We start from the raw sequence: 26,637 nt of genomic DNA on the forward strand, positions 1-26,637 counted from the left end.
CGTGCTCACCCGCTCGGGGCAGGGCGTCGCGGTCGCGGGCGTGCTGCTGCCGCTGGCCGGGTGGCTGGCCGACTGGCCGGAGCTCGTCCTGGTCGGGCTCGCGTGCCTGCTCGCCCTGGCCGCCGCGGCGCTGTGGATGGTCTACCGGCCGTCCGTCACGGTGCGCCGGGAGATCCAGCCGCTGCGCGTCGCCGAGGGCGAGACGGCCCGCGGCCTGCTGACCGTGACCAACACCGCGGGTCGCCGCAGCCCGCCCGTGCTCGCGACCGAGCGCGTCGGGACGCGGACCGTCACGCTGCCGCTGCCGAGCCTGGGACCGCACGCGTCGCACGTCGCCGCGTACCCCCTGCCGACCGCGCGGCGCGGTGTGTACCCCGTGGGCCCGCTCGCGATCGGCCACTCCGACCCGCTGCGGCTCATGCGGATCGCGTCGGACCACGCCTCGACCGGACGGCTGACGGTGCACCCGCGCATCCACCACGTCGCGTCCGTGCCGTCGGGCCAGTCGCAGGACGCCGAGGGCCCCACGTCGTCGAGCGCGCCGCGCGGCGGCATCGCGTTCCACTCGCTGCGCGAGTACGAGCCGGGCGACGACCACCGGCTCATCCACGCCAAGGCCAGCGCCCGCACCGGCGTGCTGATGGTCCGGCACAACGTCGTGCCGTTCGAGCCGCGGCTCATGGTCGTGCTCGACACGCGCGCCGTGTCCTACCCCGGGGACTCGTTCGAGGACGCGTGCCGCATCGCCGCGTCGCTGGCCATCGCCGCGGTCGACGGACGGTTCCCGCTGCAGCTGTCGACGACGGCCGGCGACACCGTCGTCGTCGACCGCACGCGCGACCGCAGCGAGGTCCTGGACCTGCTGGCCGCCGCGCGCGCCACGGTGGACGACCCCGGGCTGCCGGCGCTCGCGTCGATGATCCCGCGCGAGGACGGCGTCTCGCTCGGCGTGGTCACCGGTCAGCCACCCGCCGCGGAGCGTGCCGTCGTGTCGCGCGTGCGCGGCCGGTTCCAGATGGTCTCGCTCGTGCAGGTCGGGCAGGCACGCGGACGGCGGGCGGCGGCGCTCGACGGCGCGCTGGTCGTCGGGGTGGCGTCCGACGAGGACTTCCCGGCCGTGTGGAACGCGATGGTGCGGGGGTGACGACGTGACGACGCACGCACCCGCCACACCGGCCGCCGCAACGCCCGAGGCCACCCGCAGCGGCCCCGCACCCGCGGCGCCGCGCCGGCCCCGGCGTCGCTGGGGGCCCACCGTGGCGCGCGCCGCGGAACCGGTGCTCGCGGTCCTCGCGGTGCTGGCCGCCGCGGCGGCGCTCACCCCGTTCTTCGCCGGGCGGGGCTGGGCGCTGCCCGTCGGCCTGGCCGCCGTCGCCGGGGGTGCGCTCGCGTGGCTCGTGACCTGGCGGCGCGTGCCCGCGTGGGCGCTGGCACCCGTGGGGCTCGTCGCGCTCGTCGTGGGCCAGCTCTACGGCCTGCACGCCGGCGACACGCTGTACGGCCTGCCGCGCACCGACGCGCTGCGTGCCACCGCCGAGGGGCTGCTGTCCGGGTGGGCGCGCATGCTCACGGTCACGCTGCCGGCCGACCCGAGCCCCGACCTGCTCGCGCTGCCCGTCGCGCTGACCTTCGCCGCCGCGTACGTCGCCGTGCTGCTCGTGCTGCGCACGCGCCTGGTCGTCACGGTCGCGCTGCCCGCGCTCGTCGTGCTCGTCGCGTGCCTGGCGCTGACCGCCGGACGCGACACGTGGGCGCTCGTCGCGACCGTCGGGATGCTCGCCGCCGCGCTGCTGCTCGTCCTCGTGCGCGCCAACCGTGCGTCGACCGACGACGGCGCGAGCCTCGCCGACGCCCGCGCGGTCGGCGTCGACCTGGCCGCCGAGCGCCGCCACTCGACCGCCGGCCGCGTGCTCATCGGCCTGCCCGGCGCCGCCCTCGTGGTCGCGCTCGCGGTCCTGGGCACCACCGCCCTGCCGCTCGCCGACGGCAGCGGGCGCGCGGACCCGCGCACCGCCTACTCGCCCCCCGTGCAGGTCGACCAGGGCCTGAGCCCGCTCGTCCAGGTGCGCCCGCAGCTCACCGACCCCGAGGTCACGCTGTACCGCGTGCGGGTGCGGACCGACGGCGACCCGGCGGACGTGACGCACGTGCGCCTCACCGCGCTCGACCGGTTCGACGGCGCGCTGTGGACGCAGGGCGGCCGGTTCGTGCTCGCGGGCAGCGCGCTGCCCCACAGCACCACGTACGCCGCCGGCGCCGACACCGTGCACCTCGACGTCGAGGTGCTCACCGGGAGCAGCATCTTCCTGCCCGTCGTCGGCGAGCCCGTCGCGCTCGCCGGCGTCCCCGCGGCGCTCGACGCCGCGGGCGGCACGCTCGTGCGCGCCGACGACGCGGCCGAGCGGTCCGGCGCCACGTCGTACACCGTCAGCGGGCTGGTCGCGCACCTCGACGGCGTCGAGGAGGCCGGCCCCCCGCCGGGTGACGCCGGCCTGCTCGCGCTGCCCGACGTGCCCGAGTGGGTCGGTGAGCGCGCCGACGCCGCGCGCGCCGCGGGCGTCACCCCGTGGGCGCAGCTCGACGCCCTCGCGACGTCCCTCGCGGCCCTGGACTACGACCCGCTGGGCCTGCCCGGGCACTCCTACGGCGCGCTCGAGCGCCTGCTGCGCACCGACGACCCCGAGCCGGGGTACGCCGAGCAGCACGCGTCGGCGTTCGCGGTCGTCGCGCGGGCGCTCGGCTACCCCACCCGGGTGGCGGTCGGCTACCGGCTCGACCCGACGCGGGCCGTCGACGGGGTCGTCGAGGTCCGCAGCACCGACGTGCACGCCTGGCCCGAGGTCCTGCTCGACGGGTACGGGTGGGTCGCGTTCGAACCCACCGACATCACCAACACGGTCGACTCCCCACGGCTCGACGAGCCGGAGGTGCCGCAGGTCGCACCCGACGACACCGTCGCGCAGCCGACCCAGGCCGACGACGCCGCCGACCAGGCCGGGTCCGAGGTCGCCGGGGGCCTCCTGGGGCGCGTCGCCCGCACGGGCGCGTTCGTCGTCGCCGGCATCGTCCTGGCCCTGCTGCTCGTCGCCGGGGGCGTGGCCCTCGCCAAGCACCTGCGGCGCACCCGCCGACGCACCACCGGTACCCCCGCCCGACGCGTCGCGGCCGCGTGGCGCGAGACGTGCGACGTGCTGCGGGAGCACGGCGTGCCCGTCGCCCTGGCGCGGACCCCGCTGGAGGTCGCCGCGACCGTGCGCGGCACCACCGGGGCCGCCGGCGCCGCCGCCGAGGCGGTGAGCGAGCTCGCGATGCTCGTGACCGCCGCCGTCTGCGGACCCGCCGAGCCGTCCGACGCGACCGCGCGCCGCGCCTGGACCCTCGCGGCCGACGCCCGACGCCGCGCCGCCGCACGCACCCCGCTGCCGCGGCGCGTGCTCGCGGCCGTCGACCCGCGGACCCTGCGCGGCCCGCGGACGCGCGCCGGTGCGTCGGACCGGGCGACACCCCCCGAGACCGGGGGCGACGCGACGCCGGTCCCGGTGCCGGTGGCCGCGGGCGCGCGGGACGGAGCGGGGCGTGGCAGGTGAGCGACGCCGCGGACGCACGGTGGGGACCACGCTGGGGGTGCTCCTCGCCGTGGTCCCGCTCGTCCTGGCGGGGCTGTGGGGCACCGGGCACGCCGCCCACGTCGTGGACCTCGTGGGCGGGGGCGCGTGGCTCGTCTCCCCTGCGCGGGGCCTCGTCTCGCTGGTCGACGGTCCGTCCGCGCAGGTCGCCGTGACGCTGCGACTGCCGGTGGCCGATGCCGCGACGACGGTCGTGCAGGGCACCGACGACGCCTGGGTGGTGCGCGACGGGACCGTCTCCCGGCTGGACGCCGCGACGTGGAGCGTCGGCCGGGCCGTCGCGTTCGCCGCCGCGGACGGCCCCCTGCGGGTGCTGCCGGGCCGCGCGACGCCGGGCCGGGACGGGGCGCTGTGGGTGCTCGACGGCCGCACGGTCCGCCAGGTCGACCCGCGCACGCTCGACGTGCGCGCGACCGCGGACCTGTCGCTGGGCGACGCGCTGCGGGCCGTCGTCGACGACGGCGGGGACCTGTGGGCCGCGGACGACGACCGCGCCGTGCGCGTCCGGGCCACCGACGGCGGGCTGCGGGTCACGGCGGCGAACGACGCCGGCGGGGACCTCGTGCTCGTGCAGGGCCGGCCCGTGCTCGTCGACGTCGCGGCGGGCGCCCTGCACCCGCTCGACGGCGGCCGCCCCAGCGCGTGCCCCGGGACCCCCGCGCCGGCGTCCGGTGCGCGCGTCGTCGGATCCGCGACGACGCCCGAGGTGTTCACCGCCGCCGCGGGGACGCTGCGGGTCGCCGCGACGGGCGGCGGCGGGTGCGGGACGGTCGCGCGGGTCGGCGCCCGGGACGCGGACCTCGGCCCGCTCGTGCAGGTCGGCCGGTACGTCGTCGCACCCGACCTGAGCAGCGGCGTGACCAGCGTCGTCGACCCCACGACGGGGTCCGTCCAGACGTTCGCGCTGACCGACCCCGGCCACCGCGTCGAGCTGGTCGTGCGGGGGTCCACCGTGCTGTGGAACGACCTGGACGGGCACGGCTCCGGGCTGCTCGAGCTCGCCGACGGCACGTGGCGCAGCACCCCGGTCGACAAGTACGACCCCGCGACGGGCGCGGGCACGCAGGTGGTGCGCACGGGCGAGCCGGGCACGGTGGCCGACCCGGTGGTGCCGGCGACGTTCCGGGTCGAGACCCTGACCCCCGACCGCGCGATGTACCCCCTGGGTGGCCGGGTGCTGGTGGAGGCCGAGGTGACGGGCGTGACGACCCCCGACGAGACGTGGCAGTGGCAGGTCGAGAACCTCACGTCGGGGGAGGTCGACGCGTGGCCGCCGACGACTCCGGGTCCGCTGGACATCGCGGTCCTGCCGATCGTCGGCGAGTACGTCGTGACGCTCGTCGTCGCGCGCGACGGGGCGACCGCGCGCGCCACGACGACGCTGAGCGCGGTCGAGTGGTGCCCGCTCCTCGTCTCGACGTCGCTGGTGGACCTCGCGGTCGACGCCACGGTCGTCGTCGCGGTCGACCCGGCGTGCCCGGTCGCGCAGCAGCTCGTCGTCGAGCACGAGCCGTGGCTGCACCCGACGCCCGGCGGGGACTTCGGCCCCGCGTCGCCCGTCACCCTCACGGTCGAGCAGGTCGGGCAGCCGCCCACGCCGGGCGCCGGGGCGGGCGCGCTGCGGGTCTCGGTGGAGGGGCGGCCGGAGTCCCTGGTCCGCGTCGACGTCGCGGTGGGGGCACCGTGAGGCTGTCCGCGCCGCCGCGCGGCGCCGTCGCGGGCGGCACGGCGTTCGCCGTCGCGCTGCCGCTCGCGCTCGCCGCCGTGGTGGGGGCGGGTCACGCGTCGCAGGTCCTCGACCAGCGCTCCGGCGGCGCGTGGGTCGTCAGCGCCGCGCAGGGCCTGCTGTCCCTCGTCGACGGGCCGACCGAGGAGATCGCCGCGACGATCGCCGTGCCCGGGGCGGGGCACGCGCTGTCCGTCGCGCAGACCGACCGCGGCACCTACCTCGTGGACGGCGACGAGGGCACGGTCGCCCGCGTCGACACCGGGGCCTGGGTCGTGCGGACCCCCGTGCGGCTGGGCACGCCCGGGGCTGCGCTCACGGTCCTGCAGAACGAGCCGGGCCCGGACGGTCCGGCGCACGTCGTGCACGTCGTCGACGCGGGTGCCCGCACCGTCACCCAGGTGGACCCAGTGACCCTCGACGTCCGCGACGAGACGGCCCTGTCGGCTCAGCCGGGGCCCGGGCAGGCGGCCGTCGCCGATGACGGGGACCTGTGGGTCGTCGACGCGGGCGCCGGGAACGTCACGCGCGTCGCGGTGGGCCCCGGCGGCGCCACGCCCGTGAAGTCCGTGCACCGCACGGCGCTGGCGACCGGGACCGCGCAGGTGCTGCTCGTGCAGGGCCGGCCCGTGCTCGCCGACCCCGCCACGGGCACGCTCGCGGCGCTCGGGGGGACGCCGCGGGCGTCCGGGTGCCTCGACACGCGGCCCACGGACACCGTGCAGCTGCTCGGCTCGCGCACGACGCGCGAGGTGTACGCGGCCGTCGCGGGCGCGCTGCTCGTCGCGGCCGTCGACCGGCAGGACTGCGCGCGCACGGTCGCGGTGGGCGACCCCACGACGTCGCGGTTCGGGCCGCTCGCGCAGTCCGGCCGCTACGTGTTCGTGCCCGACCTGTCCACCGGCGCGACCACCGTCGTCGACACGGAGGACGGCACGAGCGTCGCCTTCGACCTCGCCGACCCCGGCAACCGCGTCGTCCTGGAGGCCAAGGACGGCCTGGTGTTCTACGACGACCTCGACGGCCACCGGACCGGGGTGCTCACGCTGCGCGGCGACGTGTGGCACCACACGGCGCTCGACAAGTACGACCCCGCCACGGGCGAGGGCACCCACGTGGTCGTGCCGCAGGACGAGGGTCAGGCACCGACGCCCCGCGACCCGGGACAGGACGAGCAGGATCAGGAGCAGCCCGCAGCCGAGGAGCCGGACGACCCGCAGGCCCCGCGCGACCAGCAGACGCCGGGCGCGCAGGTGCCACCGCGCGCCGGCGTCCCGCCCGGCGCGAACCCGTCGCCGAGCCCCCCGCCGAGCCCGGCGCCGGGTCCGATCGCGACCCCGGCCGGGCCGCAGATCACCGCGCTGGCGGTCGAGCCCGCCTCCGTCGTCCTCGGCGAGCCGGCGACGTTCACCGCCACGACGACCGGCACCGACGGTGCGACGTGGGCGTGGACGCTCACCGGCCCGGGCGGCGGGGCCGTGACCACGTCGGACGCCGCGACCTCCTTCTCGCACACGCTGCCGGACGACGCCGACGAGGGCACGTACCAGCTGCGGCTGACCGTCACCGTGGGCACGTCGAGCGCGACCCGCACCCTCGCCGTGGAGGTGCGGCCGCCGGGGGTCAGCATCGTCTCGCTGGCCGCGACCGAGCCGCAGTACTCGCAGACCTCGTCCGCGGTCGTCGTCGCCGAGGTCGCCGACGCGGCCCCCGGCGCGACGTGGACGTGGACGGCCGTCAACGACGCGTCGGGCGAGGTCCCGTTCACGCCGCCGGCCCCCGGCGACCCGCTCGAGCTCGGTCACGTCGGAGGCGTCGGCACGCTCACCGTCACGCTCACGGTGGTGTCCGGCGGCTCGCAGGACTCGCGCTCGATCGACGTGCCCGTCGTGTACGTGTGCGACCTGTCCGTGCAGACCGTCGAGCTGGACCTGCCCGCGATCGGGTCGACGGACGAGGTCGTCGTCGGGATCCCCGGCTGCTACGAGGAGCAGGTGACGCTCGTCGTCCCCTCGTGGCTCAGCGGCGGCGGCACGTACACGCTGTCGCCGTCGGACTCGTCCTGGCTCACGGTGACGCGCACCGGCGACCCACCGGTCGACGGGCGCAACACCGCCGCCGTCACCGTGCGGCTGGAGCTGGACACGCCGCAGGAGGAAGGACTCGACGTCCTGGCGAACGTGCCGCCGGCCATCATCCCCAGCGACGACCTCCCGGACGGGTACGCCTTCTGCCTCGTCAGCGGAGGCATGGTGCAGTTCTGGGCGACGTACGACGACGGGGACCTGTCGAACCTCGACGTGCGGCTCACCGTCAACGGCGACACCCACCCAATGACGAACAGCTCGAAGGCACCCAAGCTGTTCTGGATCGAGCTCGACCCTGCCCTCGTCGGCGGCGCCGGGTGGAGCGTCCGCGCGACCGACTCGTCGGGCGCGTCATCCCCCGTCACCAACGCCGCCGACGACTGCTGGTGACCCGGCACCGCGCCTGCAGCACGCCCCGCGGAAGTGGTCAGATCCAACTCGCGGAGCGCGAGAAGTGAGCGGATGTCCGACCACTCCCGCACCGGCCGAGCCGTGAACCTGCTGGCGCGCGGGATCGACCTCGTCGCGCCCGACGTATCAGGACGACCGTCCACGCCCCCTCCCAGGTGGACGGGCGGACGCCGGTGGAGGGCCGGCGTCCGCCCGCGAGGGGGAAGCGATGGCGGGCGACGGGTCCGGGACGAACGCCCGGGTGGCGGGACTCCTGGCCCGCGTCCGCCCTCGCGCACGCATGGCGCTGACCTGCGGCACCGCGCTCGCCGTGGCCGCGCCCCTCGCGCTGGCCGCGACGTTCGGCAGCGGGCACGCCGCGCACCTCCTCGACCAGACGGCGGGCACGGCGTGGGTCGTCTCCCCGGAGCTGGGCCTGGCCACGTTGCTCGACGGGGCGTCCGAGGACGTCGTCGCGGGCGTGGGCGTCCCGGGCGCCGGGCACGCGCTGCGCGTCGCCCAGGGTGACGGTGGCGCGTACCTCGTCGACGACGACGCCGGCACGGTCGCACGCCTCGACGACGCCACGTTCGCCGTCGGCACCCCCGTCGCGCTCGGGACGGCCGGCGGCTCGCTCGACGTCCTGCAGAACGACTCCGGACCCGGCGACGCGCACGTCGTCCGCGTCCTGGACGCCGGCGCCCGCACCGCGGCCCGCGTCGACCCGCGGACCCTCGCGGTGCGCGACGAGGTGACGCTGACCGCGCAGCCCGGCCCCGGGCAGGCCGTCGTCGACGACGCGGGTGACCTGTGGGCGCTGGACACCCCCGCGGGCACCCTCACGCGCGTGACCACCGGCGATGACACCCGCACGGTCCGGCGCACCGACGCCGCGACCGCCACCGCGCGCCTGGTCCTGGTCCGCGGCGCCGCCGTGCTCGTCGACCCCACGCACGGCGCCGTGCACACCGTCGGCGACGACGCGCGCCCCGGCCCCGCCCGCTGCCTGGACACCCGGCCCGCCGACGACGTCCAGGTCCTCGGCTCGACCACCCGTGACGAGGTGTACGTCGCCGTCGCCCAGGCGCGCGCGCTGCTCGTCACCGCCACCACCACCGACGACTGCACCCGCACGGTCGACCTCACGCAGGCCGGCGACCAGCCCGACTACGGGGCCCTCGCGCAGTCCGGGCGGTACGTGTTCGTCCCCGACCACACCACCGGCACGACCGCCGTCGTCGACACCGACGCCGGCACCGTCCTCGACCACGTCGCGCTCGCCGAGCCGGGCCACCGCGTGGAGCTGCACGCCCGGGACGGGTTCGTCTTCTTCAACGACCTCGACGGCGCGGACGCCGGCGTGCTCACGCTCAGCGGGGGCCGCTGGACGGCGCACGCGGTGCAGAAGTACGACCCGGAGACCGGCGAGGGCGCCGAGGTCGTGACGCCGGAGGGCGCGACGCCCGAGGGCGCCCCCGAGGCGCAGGACTCCCCCGACGCCGACCAGCCCGCCGAGGCCGACGACCCCGACGCACCCGTCCCGCCCGCCGACCGGCCCGACGCGGGACGCCGACCGCCCGGGTCGTCCGACCGGCCCGGCACGCCCGGCGGACCCGCGGCACCCGGCGCTCCCGGCCCCGGGTCCCGGCCCGGACCGGGACGGGGCGACGGCACGCCCGCTCCCTCGCCCACCGCGAGCCCCACGCCGACCACGTCGCCGACCCCGACGACCCCCGCACCCACCGTCTCGCTCGTGCTCGACCCGCACCAGGCGGGGCAGCCCGAGGTCCAGCCCTACACCACGGCCACGGTCGTCCCGACGGTTACCGGCGCGTCGCCGGGTGCGTCGTGGGTGTGGCACGTCTCGACCCCGTCCGGGGCCCCGCCGCCGGCGTGGACCCCGCCCGCACCCGGTGACCCGCTCGTGCTGGAGGTCCAGGACGCCGACGTCACCGTCTCGCTGACCGTGACGGACCGGGGCACCCCGGTCACGGCGAGCATGGAGATCTGGGTCAAGTACGTGTGCCACATGACGATCAACGGCTCGGGTAGCGGCGACGACCACTCGGTCGACCTGCGGACCCTGCCCACCGGGACGTTCACCGCCGAGGCACGCCAGTGCCGCACGACGCAGACCGCGTCGCTCACGCTGCCCGGGTGGCTCTCCGGCCCGTCGACCGTCTCCCTGGACCCCAGCGGCGCACCGACGACCGTGGAGCTGCAGCTGGTGGGTGCGCCCCCGGGCGACGGGCCCCAGTCCGGCGTCACGATCCGGTTGGAGGCCGCCGAGCCGCAGGAGCCGTACGCCATCACCGTGCACACCGACGCGCCGGCCGAGGTGCTCAGCGCGGAGTCCTGCCAGGTCTCGATGAACTACACCGCCGACGGCGTGGCCCGGTCCCGGTGGATCACGAGGGTCATCGTCGAGGTACGCGACGCCACCGTCGGCGGGTCCGACCGGCACACCGTCACCGGGGCCGGGGGCCTGACGATCCCGGCCGTCGACACGACCGGCACCGACCGCACCTACGAGTACTCCTCGGACGTCGACCAGCTCGCGAGCGACACCCCTCCCCCCTCGCCGCCGGAGACCGTCACCGTCGTCGACGGCCTCGATCGGTCGACCGGGCCGGTCGCGGTGTTCCACCACCCCTCGACCCCGTCGCCGTGCTTCGGAGGGGGCTGACGCTCCCGTCCGGCCCCGATGCCCCCGCAGAAGTGGTCAGGACCCGGCTCGCCCGGCGTGAGAGGTGGGCAGGATCCCGCCCCTTCTGCTGCCACGACACGAGCGGGGCGACGTGGTGCACATGCGCGGCAGGCGCAGGGACGACCCGGGGCCCGCGTCAGGGAACCGTGCCGCGAGGGACGATCGACATCTGCAGGAACTCCGGCTCGACCGACGCGAGGTGCTCGTAGTCGGCGTCGTAGTGCACGACGGTCGCCTGGTGGATGCGCGCGATCCCGGCGATCAGGAGGTCCGTCGGACGACCGCGCGGAGCTTGCCGGCCTGCAGGGGCGACTCCTGCAGGTCGCGCGCCGTCTGGTCGCTCCCCGCCGACGCCGGCAGAGCCGTGAGCTCTGCCGGGACCGGTCACCAGCCCTCGTCGACCCTGCTCACCGCGAATCCGTCGCCAACCCCTCGCACGTGCGCCGCAGCACCTCGGCGACGCGCCGCACGTCGGGCCCGGCGAAGGGGTGCGCAGCCCGCCGTTGCCAGCTGCGCAGGGCGGAGACGGCGGCCGCCCGCACCTCGGGGTCGACGGCGGACCGCCCGGAAGTGGTCACATCCGGCTCCGCGGGTGCGAGAAGTGGTCGGATGCCTGACCCTTCCGGCGCCTCCGACTCCGGGGCCGCCGGCGGGAGGTTCAGGCGGGTGCGCGGGTCGTCGCCCTCCGCACCCAGCAGACGCTCCGCCTCGTCGCGGGACGCGTCGTCGCCCAGGTCGAGCTCGCCGGTGCGCAGGTCGGCCAGCAGGCGCAGCTCCACCAGGTCGTGCGCACCGGCGACGACCTCCTCGCACCGCCGCGCCAGCCGGTCGGCGCCCGCGACCGGGTCCCGGGCGACGAGCGTCTCGACGGCCCGCAGCGCCCGTTGCGCCTGCAGCGCCCCCGACCGAGCGACGAACCGGCGCAGCAGCAGGTCGCGCACGTCGTCGAGACCGCTGGCGACGCGCAGCACCGTCGCGAGGGCGGAGGCGTCCGGGGCCGTCCCGTCGCGCACGGCACCCACCGCGAGCCGCACCCCGAACAGCCCGAGGTCGTCGAGCAGGACGGCGCGCGCGTCCGACGGCACCGAGCCGCTTGCCCGCAGGAACCGGTCCGCGGACAGCAGCACGTGCGCCGGCTCGCCCGCGAGCGCCTCGACGTGCGCGTACCGGGCCTGCGTGAGCTCGACGGACGCCAGCCCGAGCAGCCCGCACACGGGCACCACCGTCTGCACGAGCGCCCGCACGCGCGCGTCGGCCCGGTACCGCGCGGCGATGCGCTCCGCGACGGCGAGCGCGTCCTCGCGGCCGCCGCCCGTCTCGTCCGCGCGTGACAGCACGCCCACGGCGTTGACGGGCGTGACGGCCCACGTGTCGTCCTCGGCGTGGAACGCGCGCAGGAAGTCGACGTCCGCCTCGTGCACCTGGCGCAGCAGGTAGAGCACGGCGTCGGCGCTGTCCGCGCCCTCGTCGTCGCCGAGCAGGAAGTCCTCGGTGCGGGCCGACACCTCGGCGCGCGCGGACGCCAGCCCGGGGGTGTCGACGAGCGTGAGGCGCTCCAGGCGGGAGGACGGGTACTCCACGACGAGCCGGTGGACGTCGTCGAGCGCCAGCGCCCCCAGGTCCACGCGGGTCTGCCCAGCCTCCCGCACGAACGCGACCTGCTGCCGACCGCCCGCCCGCAGCACCGCCCAGGCGCGCGCGGCCGGCCCGTCGACGTACGTCGTGACCAGGCGCGTGCACTCGGTGGCGTCGGTCGCGGCGAGCCGCTGCCCGACGAGCGCGTTGAGCAGCGTCGACTTGCCCGCCTTCACCCGGCCGGCGAAGGCCACGCGCAACGGGCCGTCCAGGCGCTCCGCCGCGGCGGTCAGCGCGGGCGCGTGCGGCGTGCCCGCGTAGGCGTCGACCGCGTCGCGCAGCAGACCCCGGACCGCGTCGGCGGTGGACGTGCTCACGTCGTGCCCTGCGGGACCGGGATCGTCGCCTGCCGCGCCGCCAGGAGGGGTGCGAGCAGGCCCTGCGTCCGGGCGGCGAGGTCGCGCAGCCGGTCGAGCTCGGCGTCGACGCGCGCCGTGCGGGCCATGCGCGCGGTGTCGTCCTCGGCGATGGCCGTCGACAGCTGCTCGACGGCCGTCGTCGCGGTCGCGAGCAGCTCCGCGGCGCGCGCCGCGTACGTCTCGCGCAGCAACCGCTGCAGGCCCCGGACGGCCGCGCGGCTCTGCTTGCGGGCCGCGGTGTCGACCTCCTCGAGGTACGCGCCGACGGCCCGCTCGGTCTCGGCGCGCAGCGCCCGCAGCTGGCCCGCGCGGGCCGCGTGCCACGACCGGCCCGCGAGCACCGCGGACAGCACGACCGCGACCGGCAGCACCACGGGCAGCGCCAGCCCCAGCACCAGGCCGGCGCCGTGGCTGATCATCGCGCCGGCCGACCCCCCGCGCAGCGCGACCAGCCCCAGGTCCAGGCGCGACGCGCGCGTCCCCGGCGCGGCGACGAACGCGACGTCCACCCCACCGGCGCCGTCGCCGCCCGTCGCGACGCCCTGCCGCAGCTCCCACGCCGCGGAGCCGAACTGCTCGGCCACCGCGTCGGCCACCTGGTCCGCGAGCGTGCGCACCAGCGCCTGGTGGTCGAGCAGCGCGGTGGTCGTGCGCTGCTGCAGCCACGGCCCGAGGTCCGCCTCCAGGCGCGTGGCCGGTAGCTCCGCGATGTGCGCGACGGCGTCGCGGCGCAGCGCCCGCAGCCGCACCGTCAGGTCCGACTCGACCTCGGAGGCCAGGTCCGACGTGCGGTCGAACAGCACCTGCTGCCAGCGGGCGCCCGCACCGCGCAGGTCCGCCGCGCGCGCCCGCGCCTGCTCCCAGGCGGTCCTGCGCTCGCGCGCCGTCGCGTCGTCCGCGAGCCCCTCGCGTTCCGCCGTCAGCGCCGTGAGCAGCTGCCCGAGCGTGCTCGCCGCGACCGCCGCCGCCGCGGCCTCCCCCGTGCCCGCGGCCCGCACCCGCTCGTCGAGGAGCCGCGCCGCGAGCGCCGGGTACCCGGACTCCGCCAGCAGGTCGCGGTCCTGCGCGCGCAGGCCCGCGTGCCGCAGCGGTGCGGACAGCGGGAAGACGTCGGCGCGGACGCCCGCGACGCGCAGGTGGTGCACGTCGGCGTCGCGGATGCGCCGCCAGTGCGCGAACAGGTCCGTCCGCGTCAGGCCCACCAGCACGACGGGGCACAGCGCAGCCGCCTGGCGCAGCAGCTCGATCTCCGCGGCGCCGAGCTCGGAGCCCGCGTCCGTGACGAACAGCAGGGCATCGGCGACCGCGAGGCTGCGCAGCGCGACCCCCGCGTGCGACGACGCCAGGCCCCCGCTGATGCCCGGGGTGTCGACCAGCACGAGCCCGCCACGCAGCAGCTCCCGCGGCAGCCGGATCTCCACGGCCCGCCCGGTCGCCCCCGCGCCGCCGGTCGAGGCCGTGGGGACGTCGGCCGGGGCGACGTCACGCAGGCCCGCCGCGTCGGGCTGCTCCTCGGCCAGGACCCGCGCCGCGACCCGCTCGCCCCACCGCACGTACGTGGGCACGGCCGTCGCGACGTCGGCGTCCGTGGCACACACCCGCGCGCCGAGCAGCGCGTTCACCAGCGAGCTCTTGCCCTTCTTGAACTCCCCGCACACGACGACGCGGAACGCCGGGTCGTCCAGCCGCACCCGCGCCACCCGCACGCGCTGCACCAGGTCGTCCCGCTGCGCCCGCACGGCAGCGTCGCCCACCGCGTCGAGCAGCCGCTCCACGTCCCCCATCCCCGCATGCTCCCACCGCCACCGTCCCCCGCCACCCCACCCCCGCCCCGATGCCCCAACAGGCACCACCCACCCCCACCGGGTCACCCCGCCGACCGGAACACCGGTCCCCTCCCGGGGTCCCGACGGTGAGCCAGGTTCCGGTCGGCGGGGTGGGGGCGGTGGGGTGGGTGAAGTCGGGGGTGTTGAGCGGGTGTTGAGCGGCTGTGGAGGGCTCGTTGAGCAGCTCCCGCGACGCTGCGGCCATGACCACCGCGACCGTGCACCCGCTGCGTCCGCTCGAGTCCGTCCGCACCGCGGGGATCGCCCTGCGGCTGCGCGTCGCCGTCCAGGGGGGCGACGCGCTGACGCGAGCCGGCCTGCGGTCGGTCATGGACGCGCTCGTCGACGTGCAGGTCGAGCACGTCGACGTCGAGCAACCCGCCGACCTGGCGCAGGCCGACGTCGTCGTCGTCGTCCTCGAGACGGTCACGGCGCGAGCGGTCGACGCGGTCCGCCGCCTCGCGTCGCACCCCGGCTGCCGGCCCGTGCTGGTGGTCGGCGAGGTGAGCACCGAGGCCGTCGCGCTCGTCGTGCAGGCCGGTGCGGTCGGGGTGGTGCGTCGTCGCGAGGTCTCGCCCGAGGGTGTGGGGGCGATGCTGCACGCCGTCGCGTCCGGCGAGGCCGTGGTCCCCGTCGACCTGCTCGCCGCGCTCCTGCCGCGCACCGCCACGGAGCACACCGCGACGCCGTCACGCGCGACGGCCCAGGTCCTGGCGCTCACCGGGGTCAACGACCGCGAGCGCGACGTGCTGCGCCTGCTGGGCGAGGGCGCGGACACGCGGGAGATCGCGCGGCGGCTGTCGTACTCCGAGCGCACGGTGAAGGTCGTCGTGCAGGACCTCACGCGGCGCTTCGGCCTGCGCAACCGCACGCACGCGGTGGCGTACGCGGTCCGTCACGGCCTCATCTGACCCACGCCCACCCGGGTCGCGCACCGACGGACCGCAGACGCCGCAGGCCGGCCACCCCCGTGGGGATGACCGGCCTGCGACCCGACGCGCCCGGAGGCGCCGTCGTCAGGCCCGCCGACGTCGCGCCGTGGCGACCAGCGCCGCGCCGGCCAGCAGGAGCAGCGCCACGCCCGCCAGCAGCGCGCCGGGCTCCGTGCCCGTCACGGCGAGCGCCGCTGCCGCCGCCGCGGGCGGGGCGGCCGGGGCCGCCTCGACCGTCGCGGCGTAGGTCGACGTCACCGTCTGGCCGTACGCGTCCGTCACGCGGTAGAAGGCCGGCGTCGCCGTGCCCGAGAAGCCCGCGACCGGGGTGAACGTCAGCGCACCCGTGGCCGGGTCCAGCGTGTAGGTGCCCTGCCCGGGGACCACGACCGACGTGGTCGCCCGACCGTCCGCGTCCAGCAGCGTCACCGACCCGCCCGGCGGGACGACGACCGTCGTCGCCGGGTGCTGCGCGGTGCCCTGCGGGCCCGACGACGTCTGCGGGGCCGCCGTCGGCGGCGCCGGCAGGACGACCGTCGGGGTGGAGGTCGCCGTCGCGGTCTGGCCGTAGGCGTCGGTCAGGACGACCGTCACCGGGGTGGCCGTACCGGCGAACCCGAGGACCGGGGCGAAGGTCACCACACCCGTCGTGGGGTCCAGCACGTAGGTGCCCTGTCCGTCGATCGTGACGGTCGTGACCGCGGCGCCGCCGGCACCCCGCAGCGCGATGGTCACACCCTCGCGGACCGGGAACGTCGTCGTCTGCACCGCGGTGCCGACGCCCGTCGTGGTGGCGGACGTCGCCGTCGGCGGGGCGGGCGGGACGACGGTCGGGGTGTAGGTCGCCTCGGCTGCCTGGCCGTAGGCGTCCGTGACCCTGAAGGTCACCGGCGTCGCGACCCCGGAGAACCCCCGGGCCGGGGTGAAGGTGACGACGCCCGTGCCGGGGTCCAGCACGTAGGTGCCCTGACCGGCCACGGTCACCGAGCCGACCGCGTCGCCGTCGGCGTCCAGCAGCGTGACGGAGCCACCGGCCGGGGCCGTGACCGTCGTGCTCTGAGGTGTGGCAGCGGGGCCGGACGACGTCCGGTCGCTCGCCGCCGGTGCGGACGGCGGCAGGACCGTCGGCGTGTACGTGCCGTCGTCGCTCTGGCCGTACGCGTCGGTGAGGCGGAACGTCGCGCCGCCGGCCTCACCCTCGAAGCCCAGGACGGGCGTGAAGGTGATGACGCCCGTGCCCGGGTCGAGGACGTACTCGCCCTCGCCCGCGACGTCCACCCGGACGACGAGCTGCGCACCGTCGACGAGCCGCACCGTCGTGCCGGCCGGGACCGGGACGGTGGTGGTCTGCGGCGTCGTGCCGACGCCCGTCGTCGTCGCGTCGGTCGCGGCGGGGCCGGCAGGGGCGAGGACGAGCGGCGCGTACCGCGCGTCGTCGCTCTGGCCGTAGGCGTCCGTCACGCGGACCGTCACCCCACCGGTCTGACCGGCGTACCCGCGCTCCGGGGTGAAGACGATCTCGCCCGTCGCCGGGTCCAGGACGTAGGTGCCCTCACCGGGGACGACGAGCGTGTCGACCAGGTCGCCGTCCTCGTCCACGAGGGCTGCCGAGCCGCCCTCGGGGACGGGCACGCCGACGGTCTGGGTCTGCTCGGCGGGGCCCGACGACGTCGGGTCGCTCACCTGCGGCGGCGCGGGCGCCGTGACCGTCGGGGTGTACGTCGCGGTGCCGGTCTGCCCGTAGGCGTCCGTCACCTGGACCGTCACCGGCGGCGCGGTGCCCTGGAAGCCGAGCTCCGGGGCGAACGTCACCACGCCCTCGGGCGTGACGGTGTAGGTGCCCACGCCGTCGACGACGAGCGCGGCGACGACGTCACCGTCGGCGTCGAGGAAGCCGACGGAGCCGTCCGCGGGGACGGTCACCGACGTGGTGGGGCCCTGCGGCTCCTCGCCGGTGCCGGACGACGTCAGGGGCGTCGGCGCGGGGGCCGGCGGGGCCTCGACGGTCGGGGTGTAGACGGCGTCCGCCGACTGGCCGTACGCGTCGGTCACCTCGTAGGTGACGCCGTCCGCGTCGCCCTCGAAGCCCAGCTCGGGCGCGAAGGTGATGACGCCGGTGGCCGGGTCGAGCGTGTAGACGCCCTGGCCGTCGACGGCGACGCGGGTCGGCGACTCGCCGCCGAGGAGCGCCACCGAGCCCGACTCCGGGATCGTGACGGTCGTCGACTGCGCGGCGGTACCCACGCCCTCGGTCGCCGCCGGCAACGGCTGCGGCGCGGGCGGTGCGGTGACCGTCGGCGTCCAGGAGCCGGTGTCCGACTGGCCGTAGGCGTCGGTCACGACGACCGCGACGCCGGCGGACTCGCCCGAGAAGCCCAGGACGGGTGTGAACGTGATCGTCCCCGTCGCCGGGTCGAGCTCGTAGGTGCCCTCGTCGTCGACCACGACGCTGGTCGGCGAGCCACCGCCCGACAGCGCGACGGCGCCACCGGCGGGGACGGTGACCGTGAGGTCCTGCGGCGTCACGGCCGGGCCCGTCGACGTGGCCTCGGGGGCCACGGGCGGCGCCGGCGGCGTCACCGTCGGGGTGTAGGTCGCTTCGGACGGCTGGCCGTACGCGTCGGTGACCTCGAAGGTCACCGCCGCGGCGGCGCCCTGGAAGCCGAGCTCCGGCGTGAACGTGATCGCGCCCGTGCTCGGGTCGAGGGTGTAGACGCCCTCGTCGTCGACGACGACGCGGGTCGACGACTCGCCACCGAGCAGGACGATGGCGCCCTGGGTCGGGACGGTGACCGTCGTGCCCTGCGGCGCCGTGCCGACGCCCGTGCTGGTGCGGTCCGTGACGACGGGTGCGTCGGGCGCGGTGACCGTGGCGGTGTAGGTGCTCTGGGCGGTCTGGCCGTAGGCGTCCGTCACACGGTAGGTCGCCGACGCGGCGGTGCCCTCGTAGCCCAGGACGGGCGCGAACGACAGCCGGCCCGTCGTGGTGTCGATCGAGTACGTGCCCTCGCCGGCGACGGTGACCGAGGTGACCGCTGCGCCGCCCGACACGAGGCGGACCGAGCCGCCGACCGGGATCGGCACCGTCGTGGCCGGATGCTGGACCGTGGTCCCCACACCGGTGGAGGTGTACGGGGAGGCGGACGGACCCGCGGGTGCGGTGACCGTCGGGACGTACCGGGCCTGCCCCGTCTGGCCGTACGCGTCGGTGACGCGGAACGGCGCGGCGGGGGCCTCACCGACGAACAGCGGGTCGGGGGTGAAGGTGATGACGCCCGTGGCGGTCGCCAGGGCGTAGGAGCCGCCGGTGACCGTGAGGGTCGTGGTGGGGTTGCCGCTGCCGTCGAGCAGCCGGACGGAGCCCGACGGCGGGATCGTGACCGTCGCCGTCTGGGTGGCCGGCGACGAGCCGGAGGTGAGCAGGTCGCCCGGCGCGGGCGCTGCGGGCCGGGTGACGGTGGCGACGTAGGTGCCGGTGCCCGTCTCGGCACCGAGCGTGACGCGGAACGAAGCCGCGGGGGCCTGGCCCACGAACCCGAGCTCCGGTGTGAACGTGAGGTTCGTGCCGGAGACGGCGTAGGTGCCGACGTCGGCGACCACGAGGCTGTCGACCGGCGTCGAGCCGACCAGGAGCTTCAGCGTGCCGCCCGTGGGGACGGTGACCGCGTGCTGCTGCACCGCGGTGCCGACACCCGTCGTCGTGAGGGCCTGGGCCTGCGGCGCGACGACGAGCGTGTCCGTGTTGTCGTCGAGGTCCTGCTCGTTGCCGATGATGGTGACGGTCGAGCTCGTCGAGACGGGCTGGGACGCCGGTGCGGTGCCGGTGAAGGTGTACGTGTCGCTCGCCGCGGGCGCGAGCTGCCCGACGACGCACTGCACGACACCGGACGTGAGCGTGCAGCCGGTGTCGAGGCCGGCGTCGGTGAGACCCACGCCCGTCGGGACCGGGAAGTTGAACGTCGCCCCGGAGGACCCCGCGTCACCGGAGTTCGTGACCACGACGGTCCAGGTGATGGGCGCGCTCGGCGCTGCCGGCGCCGGGGACGTCACGTCGACCGTGAGGTCCGTCGGGCTGGACGGCGACGTCGCGCCGTCGTTCTGGCTGGTGGGCGGACCGGCGATGGTCGAGACCAGCGCCGCGGTGGGCAGCGTCGCGCTCGGGTTCGTCACCCGGAGCTGCGTGATGTTGCCCGTGTTGTTGTAGCTGAAGGCCAGGTTGCCGTTGCCGTAGACCCAGGCGGCGCCGTAGCCCGTGCCGAGACCCCCCGTGGAGTCGTCGGTGTCCGGGAACAGGTTCGTGACGTCGATCGAGGTGACCTGACCGGTCGTGCTGATCCGCTTCAGCGTCCGGATCGGGATGGTCCCAGGACCGGCAGCGACCTCCACGCCCCACAGGTAGCCCTGCCAGAACGTGAAGTCGTTCATGGTGACCGCTTCCGAGAGCGTCACCGCGGTCGAGGTCCGGGCGACCACGTCGACCGCCCGCATCGACGTCGAGCTCCCCGTCGGCCGCACGTAGAGCGTGTTCGCGGCACCGAAGGCCCCGGAGTACTGGCCGGTGGACACGCCCGCGATCGTCCCGAGCTGGGTCGCCGTGCCGTCGTGCTGGATCCGCACGAGCTGGCCGTTCGAGGCGACCCCGTACAGGTAGTTGTCCGACGGGCGGTAGTCCACCGCGTTGTAGAGGAACCCTGCGCGGCTGCCGAGCGAGGCGATGGTGACGCCGCCGCGACCGGCGTTGGCCAGGCGGGACTGCACGATGGTGCGCATCGTGGTCGTGCTGTCACCCGAGACGAGCTGGGAGATGAAGACCGTCGGGTAGGTCAGGGTGAACGGGGCGGCCACGGCCGGCAGTCCCGACGCGACCAGCGCCGTCGCCGCGACGAGCGCGACGCCTGCGCCGCGACGGGTGCGGTGCGTCGCCAGGGTGGTGGTGCGGGACCTGGGCGCGCGCGCAGACCTCGGGGAGAACAGGGGCACGGACGCTCCTCAGAAGGACGTGACGTCGGCGCAGGGCATGGCGCGCTCGACTCAGGGCTTCTGAGGTCATCGGAATGTTGGACAGACGTCCTGAACGATCGCCCAGTTCTCAGGAGTGAACGACGGGCGCGGACGGGTGACGTGCTCCGCCGACGGGCTAGAGAGAGGCGTCGTCCACGGCGACGGACGCGAGCGGGTTGCTCACCGCGTCGAGCGGGTCGAAGCCCGCGGACTGCTCGGCGCCGTCGACGAAGCCGTCGTGGTCCGTGTCGGCGGCGAAGGGGTCGGTGCGCATGATCTGCTCGAGCGCGTCGGACAGCCCGTCCGCGTCGGTGTCCGGGCCGCCGGCGCCGCCGTCGAGCGCGCCGTCGCCGTCCGTGTCCGCCCGCAGCGGGTCGGTACCCAGCAGCTGCTCCTGCCCGTCGGACACGCCGTCGCCGTCGGAGTCCGCCGCCTCGGCCTTCGTGCCCAGCACGAGCATCTCGTACCCGTCGGACGACCCGTCGAGGTCGGTGTCCGCGAGGTAGGCGTCGAGACCGAGGCGCTGCTCCAGGACGTCGGTGATGCCGTCGCCGTCGGAGTCCAGGCCCGGGTCGACGCCCACGGGACCGGCAGGGCCGACCGTGCCGTCCGTCAGCCCCGGGACGAACCCGGCGAAGTTGAAGCGCCCCTCGGCCTCGCCGAAGATCACGCCCTTGCGGGGGTTCGCGGCCTCGATGGTGCGGCCGTCGCCCAGGCTGATCGCGACGTGCGCGCTCGACGGGCGCCCCTGCCCGGGCTGCGGCTCGGACGGGAACGAGAACAGCAGTGCGCCGGGGGTGTTGATCGCCTCCTCGACGGACATCGTCGCGCCGTCGGACTTGAGGTCCAGGTACTGCAGCCACGTCCCGTCGGGCACGTCGACACCCTGACGTCCCGCCGCCCACTTCACCAGCTCGGAGCAGTCGAACGTGTCCGGGTCCGCGTCGTCGATGCTCGCCGTCGCGCCGAACACGTAGCTGTCGCCCGCCTGGGCCGTCGCCGCGTCGAGGAAGGCTTGCAGCAGGCTGCCCCCGGCCGGGGCCCCGCCGGCCGCGACCTCCGCCAGCGGGTCGCCCCCGCCGCCCGCCCCGACGACGTGCCCGTAGCCGTCCGTCCCGGACCACACGCCGCCGGCGGGGTCGCCCGCGAGCTGTGCGGCCGTCTGCGCCTCGTCCCGGAACTGCAGGTAGCGCGCGTCGCCGCCACCGTGCGTGACGGTCCACGGCGAGATGTTGTCGCCCTGCCCCGACACCCGGTACGCGGCCCGCGCGTTCTCCAGCGGGTCCGACAGGTCGACGCCCGCGAGGTCCTGGTGCGCGGCCACGTTGATCTGCCAGAGGCCGCGCGAGTCCTCACCGACGGGGTTGTGCGCGCCGGTGTTCCCCCCAGACTCGGCCAGGGCGATCGCGGTCATCGTCTGCGCCTGGTCGGGGCCGAACCCCGCCAGGCGCGCGTACCGGTAGATCTCCTGCGCCGACAGCACGGCCATACCTCACGGTAGGCCGCGGCAGCCGCCAAGAACAGGATGAACCAGGACAAGCGTGAAGGGTTGTTGCCGCTGTCCGGCAACAACCCTTCACACTCCGTGCCCGTTGGGGCAGGCGGACGCCGGTGCCGGCCCGCGCGGTGCGGTCCGGCGGGACGATGGCCCGACGACGGGCCCGACGAGGGGGTGGCGCATGATCTCGGACGCCGACGACGCGCTCGTCGCGCTGCTGCAGGCCGAGGCGTTGCGCGGTCAGCCCGCCGAGGTCGTCCTCGACGCGCCGACGTCGAGCTGGGCCGCACGCCGGACCGGACCCGTCGTCAACGTGTTCCTCTACGACCTGCGCGAGGAGGTCGACCGTCGCGACGTGCAGTCCCGCACCGTCCACGACGAGCGGGGACGCGTCGTCGGCTACTCCCCGGGGCCGCGCTGGTACCGGCTGTCGTACCTGGTGACGGCGTGGACGCAGCGCCCCGAGGACGAGCACACGCTGCTGGGCCTCGTGCTGGCGAACCTCGTGCGGTTCGACGCGATCCCCGCGGTGCACCTCGGTGGGGTGCTCGACGGTGCGCACGTCCCGCTGACCGTCGGGCTCCCCCCGTCCGGCGACCGCTCCGCGCCCGACCTGTGGAACGCGCTCGGCGGGGAGCTCAAGCCCGCGCTCGACGTCGTCCTCATCGCGCCGCTGACGGTCGCGACGACGCTCGTGGCCGGGCCGCCGGTCGAGGGGCGCGAGGTGCGGGTCGGCGATCGCTGAGGCGGGCGTCGAGGACGACCGCTCCGCGCACGACCCTCCCGCTGGGGCGTCCTCACCCCTGTCGGCGTGCCGTCGGGTCGATGAGGAGCTCCTTGAGCACACCCCTGAGCGCGGTCTCCGCCATGTCCTCGACCTCACCGAGCTGGGTGGCGACCGCGGCGCCGATGACGCCGAACGCCGGCACGGCGGGTTCGGCCGCACCGTCCGGACCCCGGCGGACGCCGTTGGTGTCCTGGAAGCCTGCGGCGATCTCGGCGTTCTCCTCGCGGATGGCGTCGACCGTGCGGTTCATCGCCGCGTTCGCCGCGGGTCGCAGCGCGTTCATGAACATGGCCGTGAGATCCAGCGCCTCGTCCAGGGCTCCCGAGTTCTCGGGATTGCCCACCAGGACGTCGAGCACACCGCCGAACCGGACCGCCGCCGCCGACCCCGCGGTCTTCGCCTGCTCCGTGAGGTCGTTGTCGGCGGGCGTCTTGATGCGGGCGGCACCGAAGTAGAGGACGACCGTGGTCTGCGACATGTCCTGCCACTCACCACGCTCGGGCGCGGACGCGGTCAGCGCGGTCCACAGCTGGCGCCCCGTCCCGAACGGCAGGACGTGCTCGGACTCCTGCTGCCAGATCGGGTCCTCGCTGCGCACCGAGGAGAGCACCGGGCCACGGATGCGCGGCGGCTGGTTGCCGTGCTTCGCGGTGTCGCCGATGTTCGGTGCGCTCGCCCCGGGGTACCCGGGCCGTCCGCCGCCGGCGTACGTGACGAGCGCGTTCAGCGCGGTGACGAGCCGGGCGCGCGTCGCGCCGAGGTTCGCCGTCGGGCGCGGGTTCGGCCGTCCGGCGTCGAGCCAGGCACGCCACGCCGTCCGCGCGGCGACGAAGTCCTGCTTCGCGGTGTCGAACGCCGCCAGGAGCGGCGCCAGCGGCTCGCCGGCACGCTCCATGGCGCTCAGGGGCACGGGCGTGCTGTGCAGCACCAGCGCGTTGGCGGTGCCGTCGTCGCGCAGGTGGTGGTCGCCGTCGGGCGCGTGCACGGTCTCGTCGACCGGGACCTCCTCGTAGTCCGCGGGCGCGGGCTCGGGCCCGGCGCCCTCCGCACCCTCGGGGTCGCCCGTCCCCGTGAGCGCCGCCAGCGCCCCCCGCCCCATCGCGACGGCCTGCTCGATGAGCCAGTCCAGCGCCTCGAACAGCTTCTCGCGCAGCCCGATGATGAACTCGGCGATCTTCTCCGGCGCGTCCCCCAGGCCGACCTGGTTGGCGAGGAACCCGATCGCGACCGGCACCGCCGCGGCGAGCCCGCCCTCGAGCATCGCGGCGCCCGGCCCGACGTCGCCCTTGGCGATCGCCCCGATCGTCGAGACGTAGGAGTCGACGATCTCGAGCAGCTCGCGCACGTAGTCCAGCACCGACTGCACGGCCCGGAAGAACGCGATAGCGCCGTTGATGACCGCCATGATCCCGGTGGGGTCCAGCATCGACAGGACCTTGGCGATCGCGGCGTCGACGATCTCCGTCATGATCCAGTCCTTGACCATGTCGAACAACGTGTCCCACAGCATCGACAGCTTCTCGGTCAGCCGCGCCCAGATGGCGGAGAACCCGCCCTCCTGGACCTCCTTGACGAACGCGAACGCCTCCCCGGCCATCTCGATCGCGCCGCGGATCCGGTCGACGGTCTCCTGCCCCAGGTGCGTGGCGAGCTTCTGCCAGATCACCTCCATGGTGATGCCGGACATCTGCACGATCAGCGTGATCGCCGCCTCGAGCGTCAGCTCGGTCGGCCGCTCGACGCCGATCTTGCTCAGGCCGCGGAACAGCCAGTCCGCCAGTCCGTTCAGCAGGTAGGTCCCGATCTTGCCGAAGAACGACGAGAACCCGGCCTTCATCGCCGCGATGAGGTTCATCAGGAACCCGACGGGGTCGTTGACGATGTCGTCGATCGCGGAGACCGCGTTCGCCACGACGTTGCCCACCAGCTCGGGCGGGAAGTTCATCATCCGCAGGATCAGCTCGATGACGACCTGCACGACGATCGAGATGAACTCGAAGATGCGCCCCAGCGGCTCACCGAACTTCGCGGTGATCTCGTTGAACGTGTCGATCGGCGAGAGCAGCTTCTCCAGCGTGACGATGTCCCAGACGCCCTTGAACGTCGAGGTGATGAGGTCCCAGGAGATGCCGAGGCTCTCGACGGCACCGTCGATCCGCCCGCCCGCCTGGGCGATGGCGCCGGACTCGGCGAGCTGGTCGTACATCGCGGCGCCGCCGGGCAGCAGGGTGATGAAGCCGCGGATGAGGTTCTCGCCCGTGCGCGGGACGCGGGCGTCGGTGAACGGGTTCTTCTCGATGATGACGGTCAGCAGGTGGAAGCCCGGGATCTCGTGCGCGTGCTCGCTCAGCCACTCCAGCAGCGACTTCTTGACCAGGACCAGGACCTGCGCGACGACGTCCCACGCGAACGCGCCCACGTCGCTGACCAGCGCGAACGCGCGGTCGGCGAGTGCGGGCAGGGTGTCGAGCAGGCGCGGCAGGTTCGACGGGCTGATCGCGTCCCACGCGTCGGCGAACAGCGCACCGGCCTGGCCCACCAGGGCGAGGAACCGGCCCATCATCGTGTCGAGCCAGTCCGCGGTCTCCTTCAGGGTGCCGCGCTCGTTCATCTGGTCGACGACCGCGCCCTTGCCGATGAGCCGCAGGAAGTCCGCGAGGATCTCGACGGTCGGCACGTCCACGGACTCGCCCGTCAGCGGGTTGTGGCCGAAGACCTTGACGGCGAGGTTCCACAGCGGCGCGATCTCGGGGGTCTGGAGCAGCGGCTCGGCGATCTTCGCGATGACCAGGCGGACCTGCGCGATGACGGCGTCCTTGACCTCCTCGACGAGCGCGCGCACGTCGGCGAGGAACGCGTCGACGTAGCGCTCGAGGATGGCGACGTTGCCGCTGATGCCCTCGGTGACGCCCATCTCGTCCCAGGCGTTGCCGATGTCGGTGCTGATCCGGTCCCACGTGAGGTTGTGCGCGACCATGCGTTCGCGCAGGTAGGCGACGATGTCCGCGAGGATCTCGACGCCCTGCAGCACCGGACCGACGGCCGCGCCGAACGGCCCCCAGGTGAGGATCTTCTCGACCAGCTCGAGGTCGGGCGGGCGCACGGGCTCGTCGGTCAGGGGGTCCTTGCCGGTGATCATCCCGACGAGCGAGTAGCCGGGGATCGCCTGCACGGCGGAGGTCACGCCGTCGATGATGAAGTCGGGCAGCAGGTCCGAGGCCTCGAAGTCGCGCGCGACGGACGCCCGCGCGGTGTCGCGCCAGGTGTCCAGCGCGACCTGCTGCACGACGTGCGTGGCCTCGTGACCCATGAGCTCCAGGTCGCCGACGGACTGCCCCTCGCCCAGGAAGATGTGCGCGCCCACCGTGAACGCGCGCGCCTGCAGCTCGCCCGCAGCGGCCGCGGCGGGCGGCCCGGTGTGCACCTGCACCCCCGACAGGTCCGCCCCCAGGTGCGGCTCGATGCGCGCGCGCACCGCCTCCGGGATCGGCACCCCGCCGCCCGGGCTCGCGATCAGCGACCGCGTCGCCTCCGAGACCGGCACCTCACCACCGGCCGCCACCTGCGACGCCGTCGACCCGGCGTCCCCGTCGCGCGCCACCCCGCCCCCGCCCGACCCAGGGCTGGAAGGACCTCTCGCGCCCAGGGGGGTGGGGGCGGGGGTCGCTGAGCCCGCGCGCGCCGCCCCGGCAGGGCTGGATCGACCTCTCGCGCCCGCAGGGGCGGCCGCACGCCCACCCCTGGTGGCGAGAGGGCGATCCAGCCCCACCCCACCCCCGGTGGCGAGAGGGCGAGCCGGCCCGGCCTCCGACGCGCGCTCCACGGACCCCGGAGACGGAGCACGCTCGTGCGCGATCCGCGCACCGAACGCCTCCGCCTCCCGCTCCGCCGGGTCGTGCGGATGGCTCACCGTCAACGTCGCCGACGCCACCCCGACCCGCGACACGCGCTCCGGACGCGACGCGCCGACCTGACGCGCCGCACGGGTGACCGCAGCGTTCGACACCACCGTCCCGCCCGCGCGACCTCCTCCGTCCGCGCCACCCGCACCTCCCGGGCGGGT

At 75.8% G+C, this 26,637-nt stretch carries 12 protein-coding genes; 7 read left to right on the top strand and 5 right to left on the bottom strand.

The features are described 5' to 3' along the window. The first annotated feature begins 1 nt into the window (after position 1). From OKX07_RS16000 to OKX07_RS16020, 5 genes are all read left to right on the top strand, one after another. A complete protein-coding gene (locus OKX07_RS16000; RefSeq protein ID WP_265628983.1) occupies positions 2-1,144 on the top strand; it encodes a DUF58 domain-containing protein in 1,143 nt (380 codons plus the stop codon). 4 nt (positions 1,145-1,148) lie between these two features. Then, positions 1,149-3,587, top strand: coding sequence for a transglutaminase-like domain-containing protein (locus OKX07_RS16005; RefSeq protein WP_265628984.1), 2,439 nt, complete (start codon positions 1,149-1,151; stop codon positions 3,585-3,587). After that, the gene (locus tag OKX07_RS16010; RefSeq protein WP_265628985.1) at positions 3,577-5,313 is read left to right on the top strand and encodes a hypothetical protein; all 1,737 of its coding nucleotides are present in this window, start codon (positions 3,577-3,579) and stop codon (positions 5,311-5,313) included. The genes OKX07_RS16005 and OKX07_RS16010 overlap by 11 nt, the downstream gene beginning before the upstream one ends. Beyond that, entirely contained in the window at positions 5,310-7,829 is a 2,520-nt protein-coding gene (locus tag OKX07_RS16015; protein ID WP_265628986.1) for a YncE family protein, read from the top strand. Before OKX07_RS16010 ends, OKX07_RS16015 begins: the two co-directional genes overlap by 4 nt. 229 nt (positions 7,830-8,058) lie before the next feature. Next, on the top strand, positions 8,059-10,515 hold the full coding sequence (locus OKX07_RS16020) for a YncE family protein (RefSeq protein WP_265628987.1): 2,457 nt from the start codon (positions 8,059-8,061) through the stop codon (positions 10,513-10,515). Between the two features lie 428 nt (positions 10,516-10,943). Here the strand turns inward: OKX07_RS16020 and OKX07_RS16025 are convergent, their stop codons facing one another. Together OKX07_RS16025 and OKX07_RS16030 are read right to left on the bottom strand one after the other, a co-directional pair. Beyond that, positions 10,944-12,488: a dynamin family protein gene (locus tag OKX07_RS16025; protein ID WP_265628988.1), complete on the bottom strand. Its 1,545-nt coding sequence runs from the start codon at positions 12,486-12,488 to the stop codon at positions 10,944-10,946. Continuing rightward, positions 12,485-14,314 carry a dynamin family protein gene (locus OKX07_RS16030; RefSeq protein ID WP_265628989.1) on the bottom strand — a complete coding sequence of 610 codons (1,830 nt, stop codon included), beginning with the start codon at positions 14,312-14,314 and terminating at the stop codon, positions 12,485-12,487. Before OKX07_RS16030 ends, OKX07_RS16025 begins: the two co-directional genes overlap by 4 nt. Positions 14,315-14,559: 245 nt before the next feature. On the opposite strand from OKX07_RS16030, the gene OKX07_RS16035 reads away from it, so the two are divergent. Then, positions 14,560-15,267, top strand: a complete 708-nt coding sequence (locus tag OKX07_RS16035; protein ID WP_265628990.1) for a helix-turn-helix transcriptional regulator — start codon at positions 14,560-14,562, stop codon at positions 15,265-15,267. Positions 15,268-15,372: 105 nt separating this feature from the next. Here OKX07_RS16035 and OKX07_RS16040 read toward each other — a convergent pair whose 3' ends face one another. Both OKX07_RS16040 and OKX07_RS16045 read right to left on the bottom strand, forming a co-directional pair. Beyond that, positions 15,373-20,268 (bottom strand): beta strand repeat-containing protein, encoded by a 4,896-nt coding sequence (locus OKX07_RS16040; protein WP_265628991.1) that lies wholly within the window; start codon positions 20,266-20,268, stop codon positions 15,373-15,375. Positions 20,269-20,425: 157 nt separating this feature from the next. Further along, entirely contained in the window at positions 20,426-21,778 is a 1,353-nt protein-coding gene (locus OKX07_RS16045; protein ID WP_265628992.1) for an NlpC/P60 family protein, read from the bottom strand. Positions 21,779-21,968: 190 nt separating this feature from the next. Between OKX07_RS16045 and OKX07_RS16050 the strand changes: the two genes are divergently transcribed. Next, positions 21,969-22,532: a DUF4255 domain-containing protein gene (locus tag OKX07_RS16050; RefSeq protein ID WP_265628993.1), complete on the top strand. Its 564-nt coding sequence runs from the start codon at positions 21,969-21,971 to the stop codon at positions 22,530-22,532. A 52-nt stretch (positions 22,533-22,584) separates the two neighbouring features. On the opposite strand, the gene OKX07_RS16055 is transcribed toward OKX07_RS16050, so the two are convergent. Next, a complete protein-coding gene (locus OKX07_RS16055) occupies positions 22,585-26,175 on the bottom strand; it encodes an eCIS core domain-containing protein (RefSeq protein ID WP_265628994.1) in 3,591 nt (1,196 codons plus the stop codon). Between the last annotated feature and the right edge of the window lie 462 nt (positions 26,176-26,637).

It is taken from the genome of Cellulomonas sp. S1-8 (genome assembly GCF_026184235.1).
In the GTDB taxonomy this organism is placed as follows: Bacteria; Actinomycetota; Actinomycetes; order Actinomycetales; family Cellulomonadaceae; genus Cellulomonas.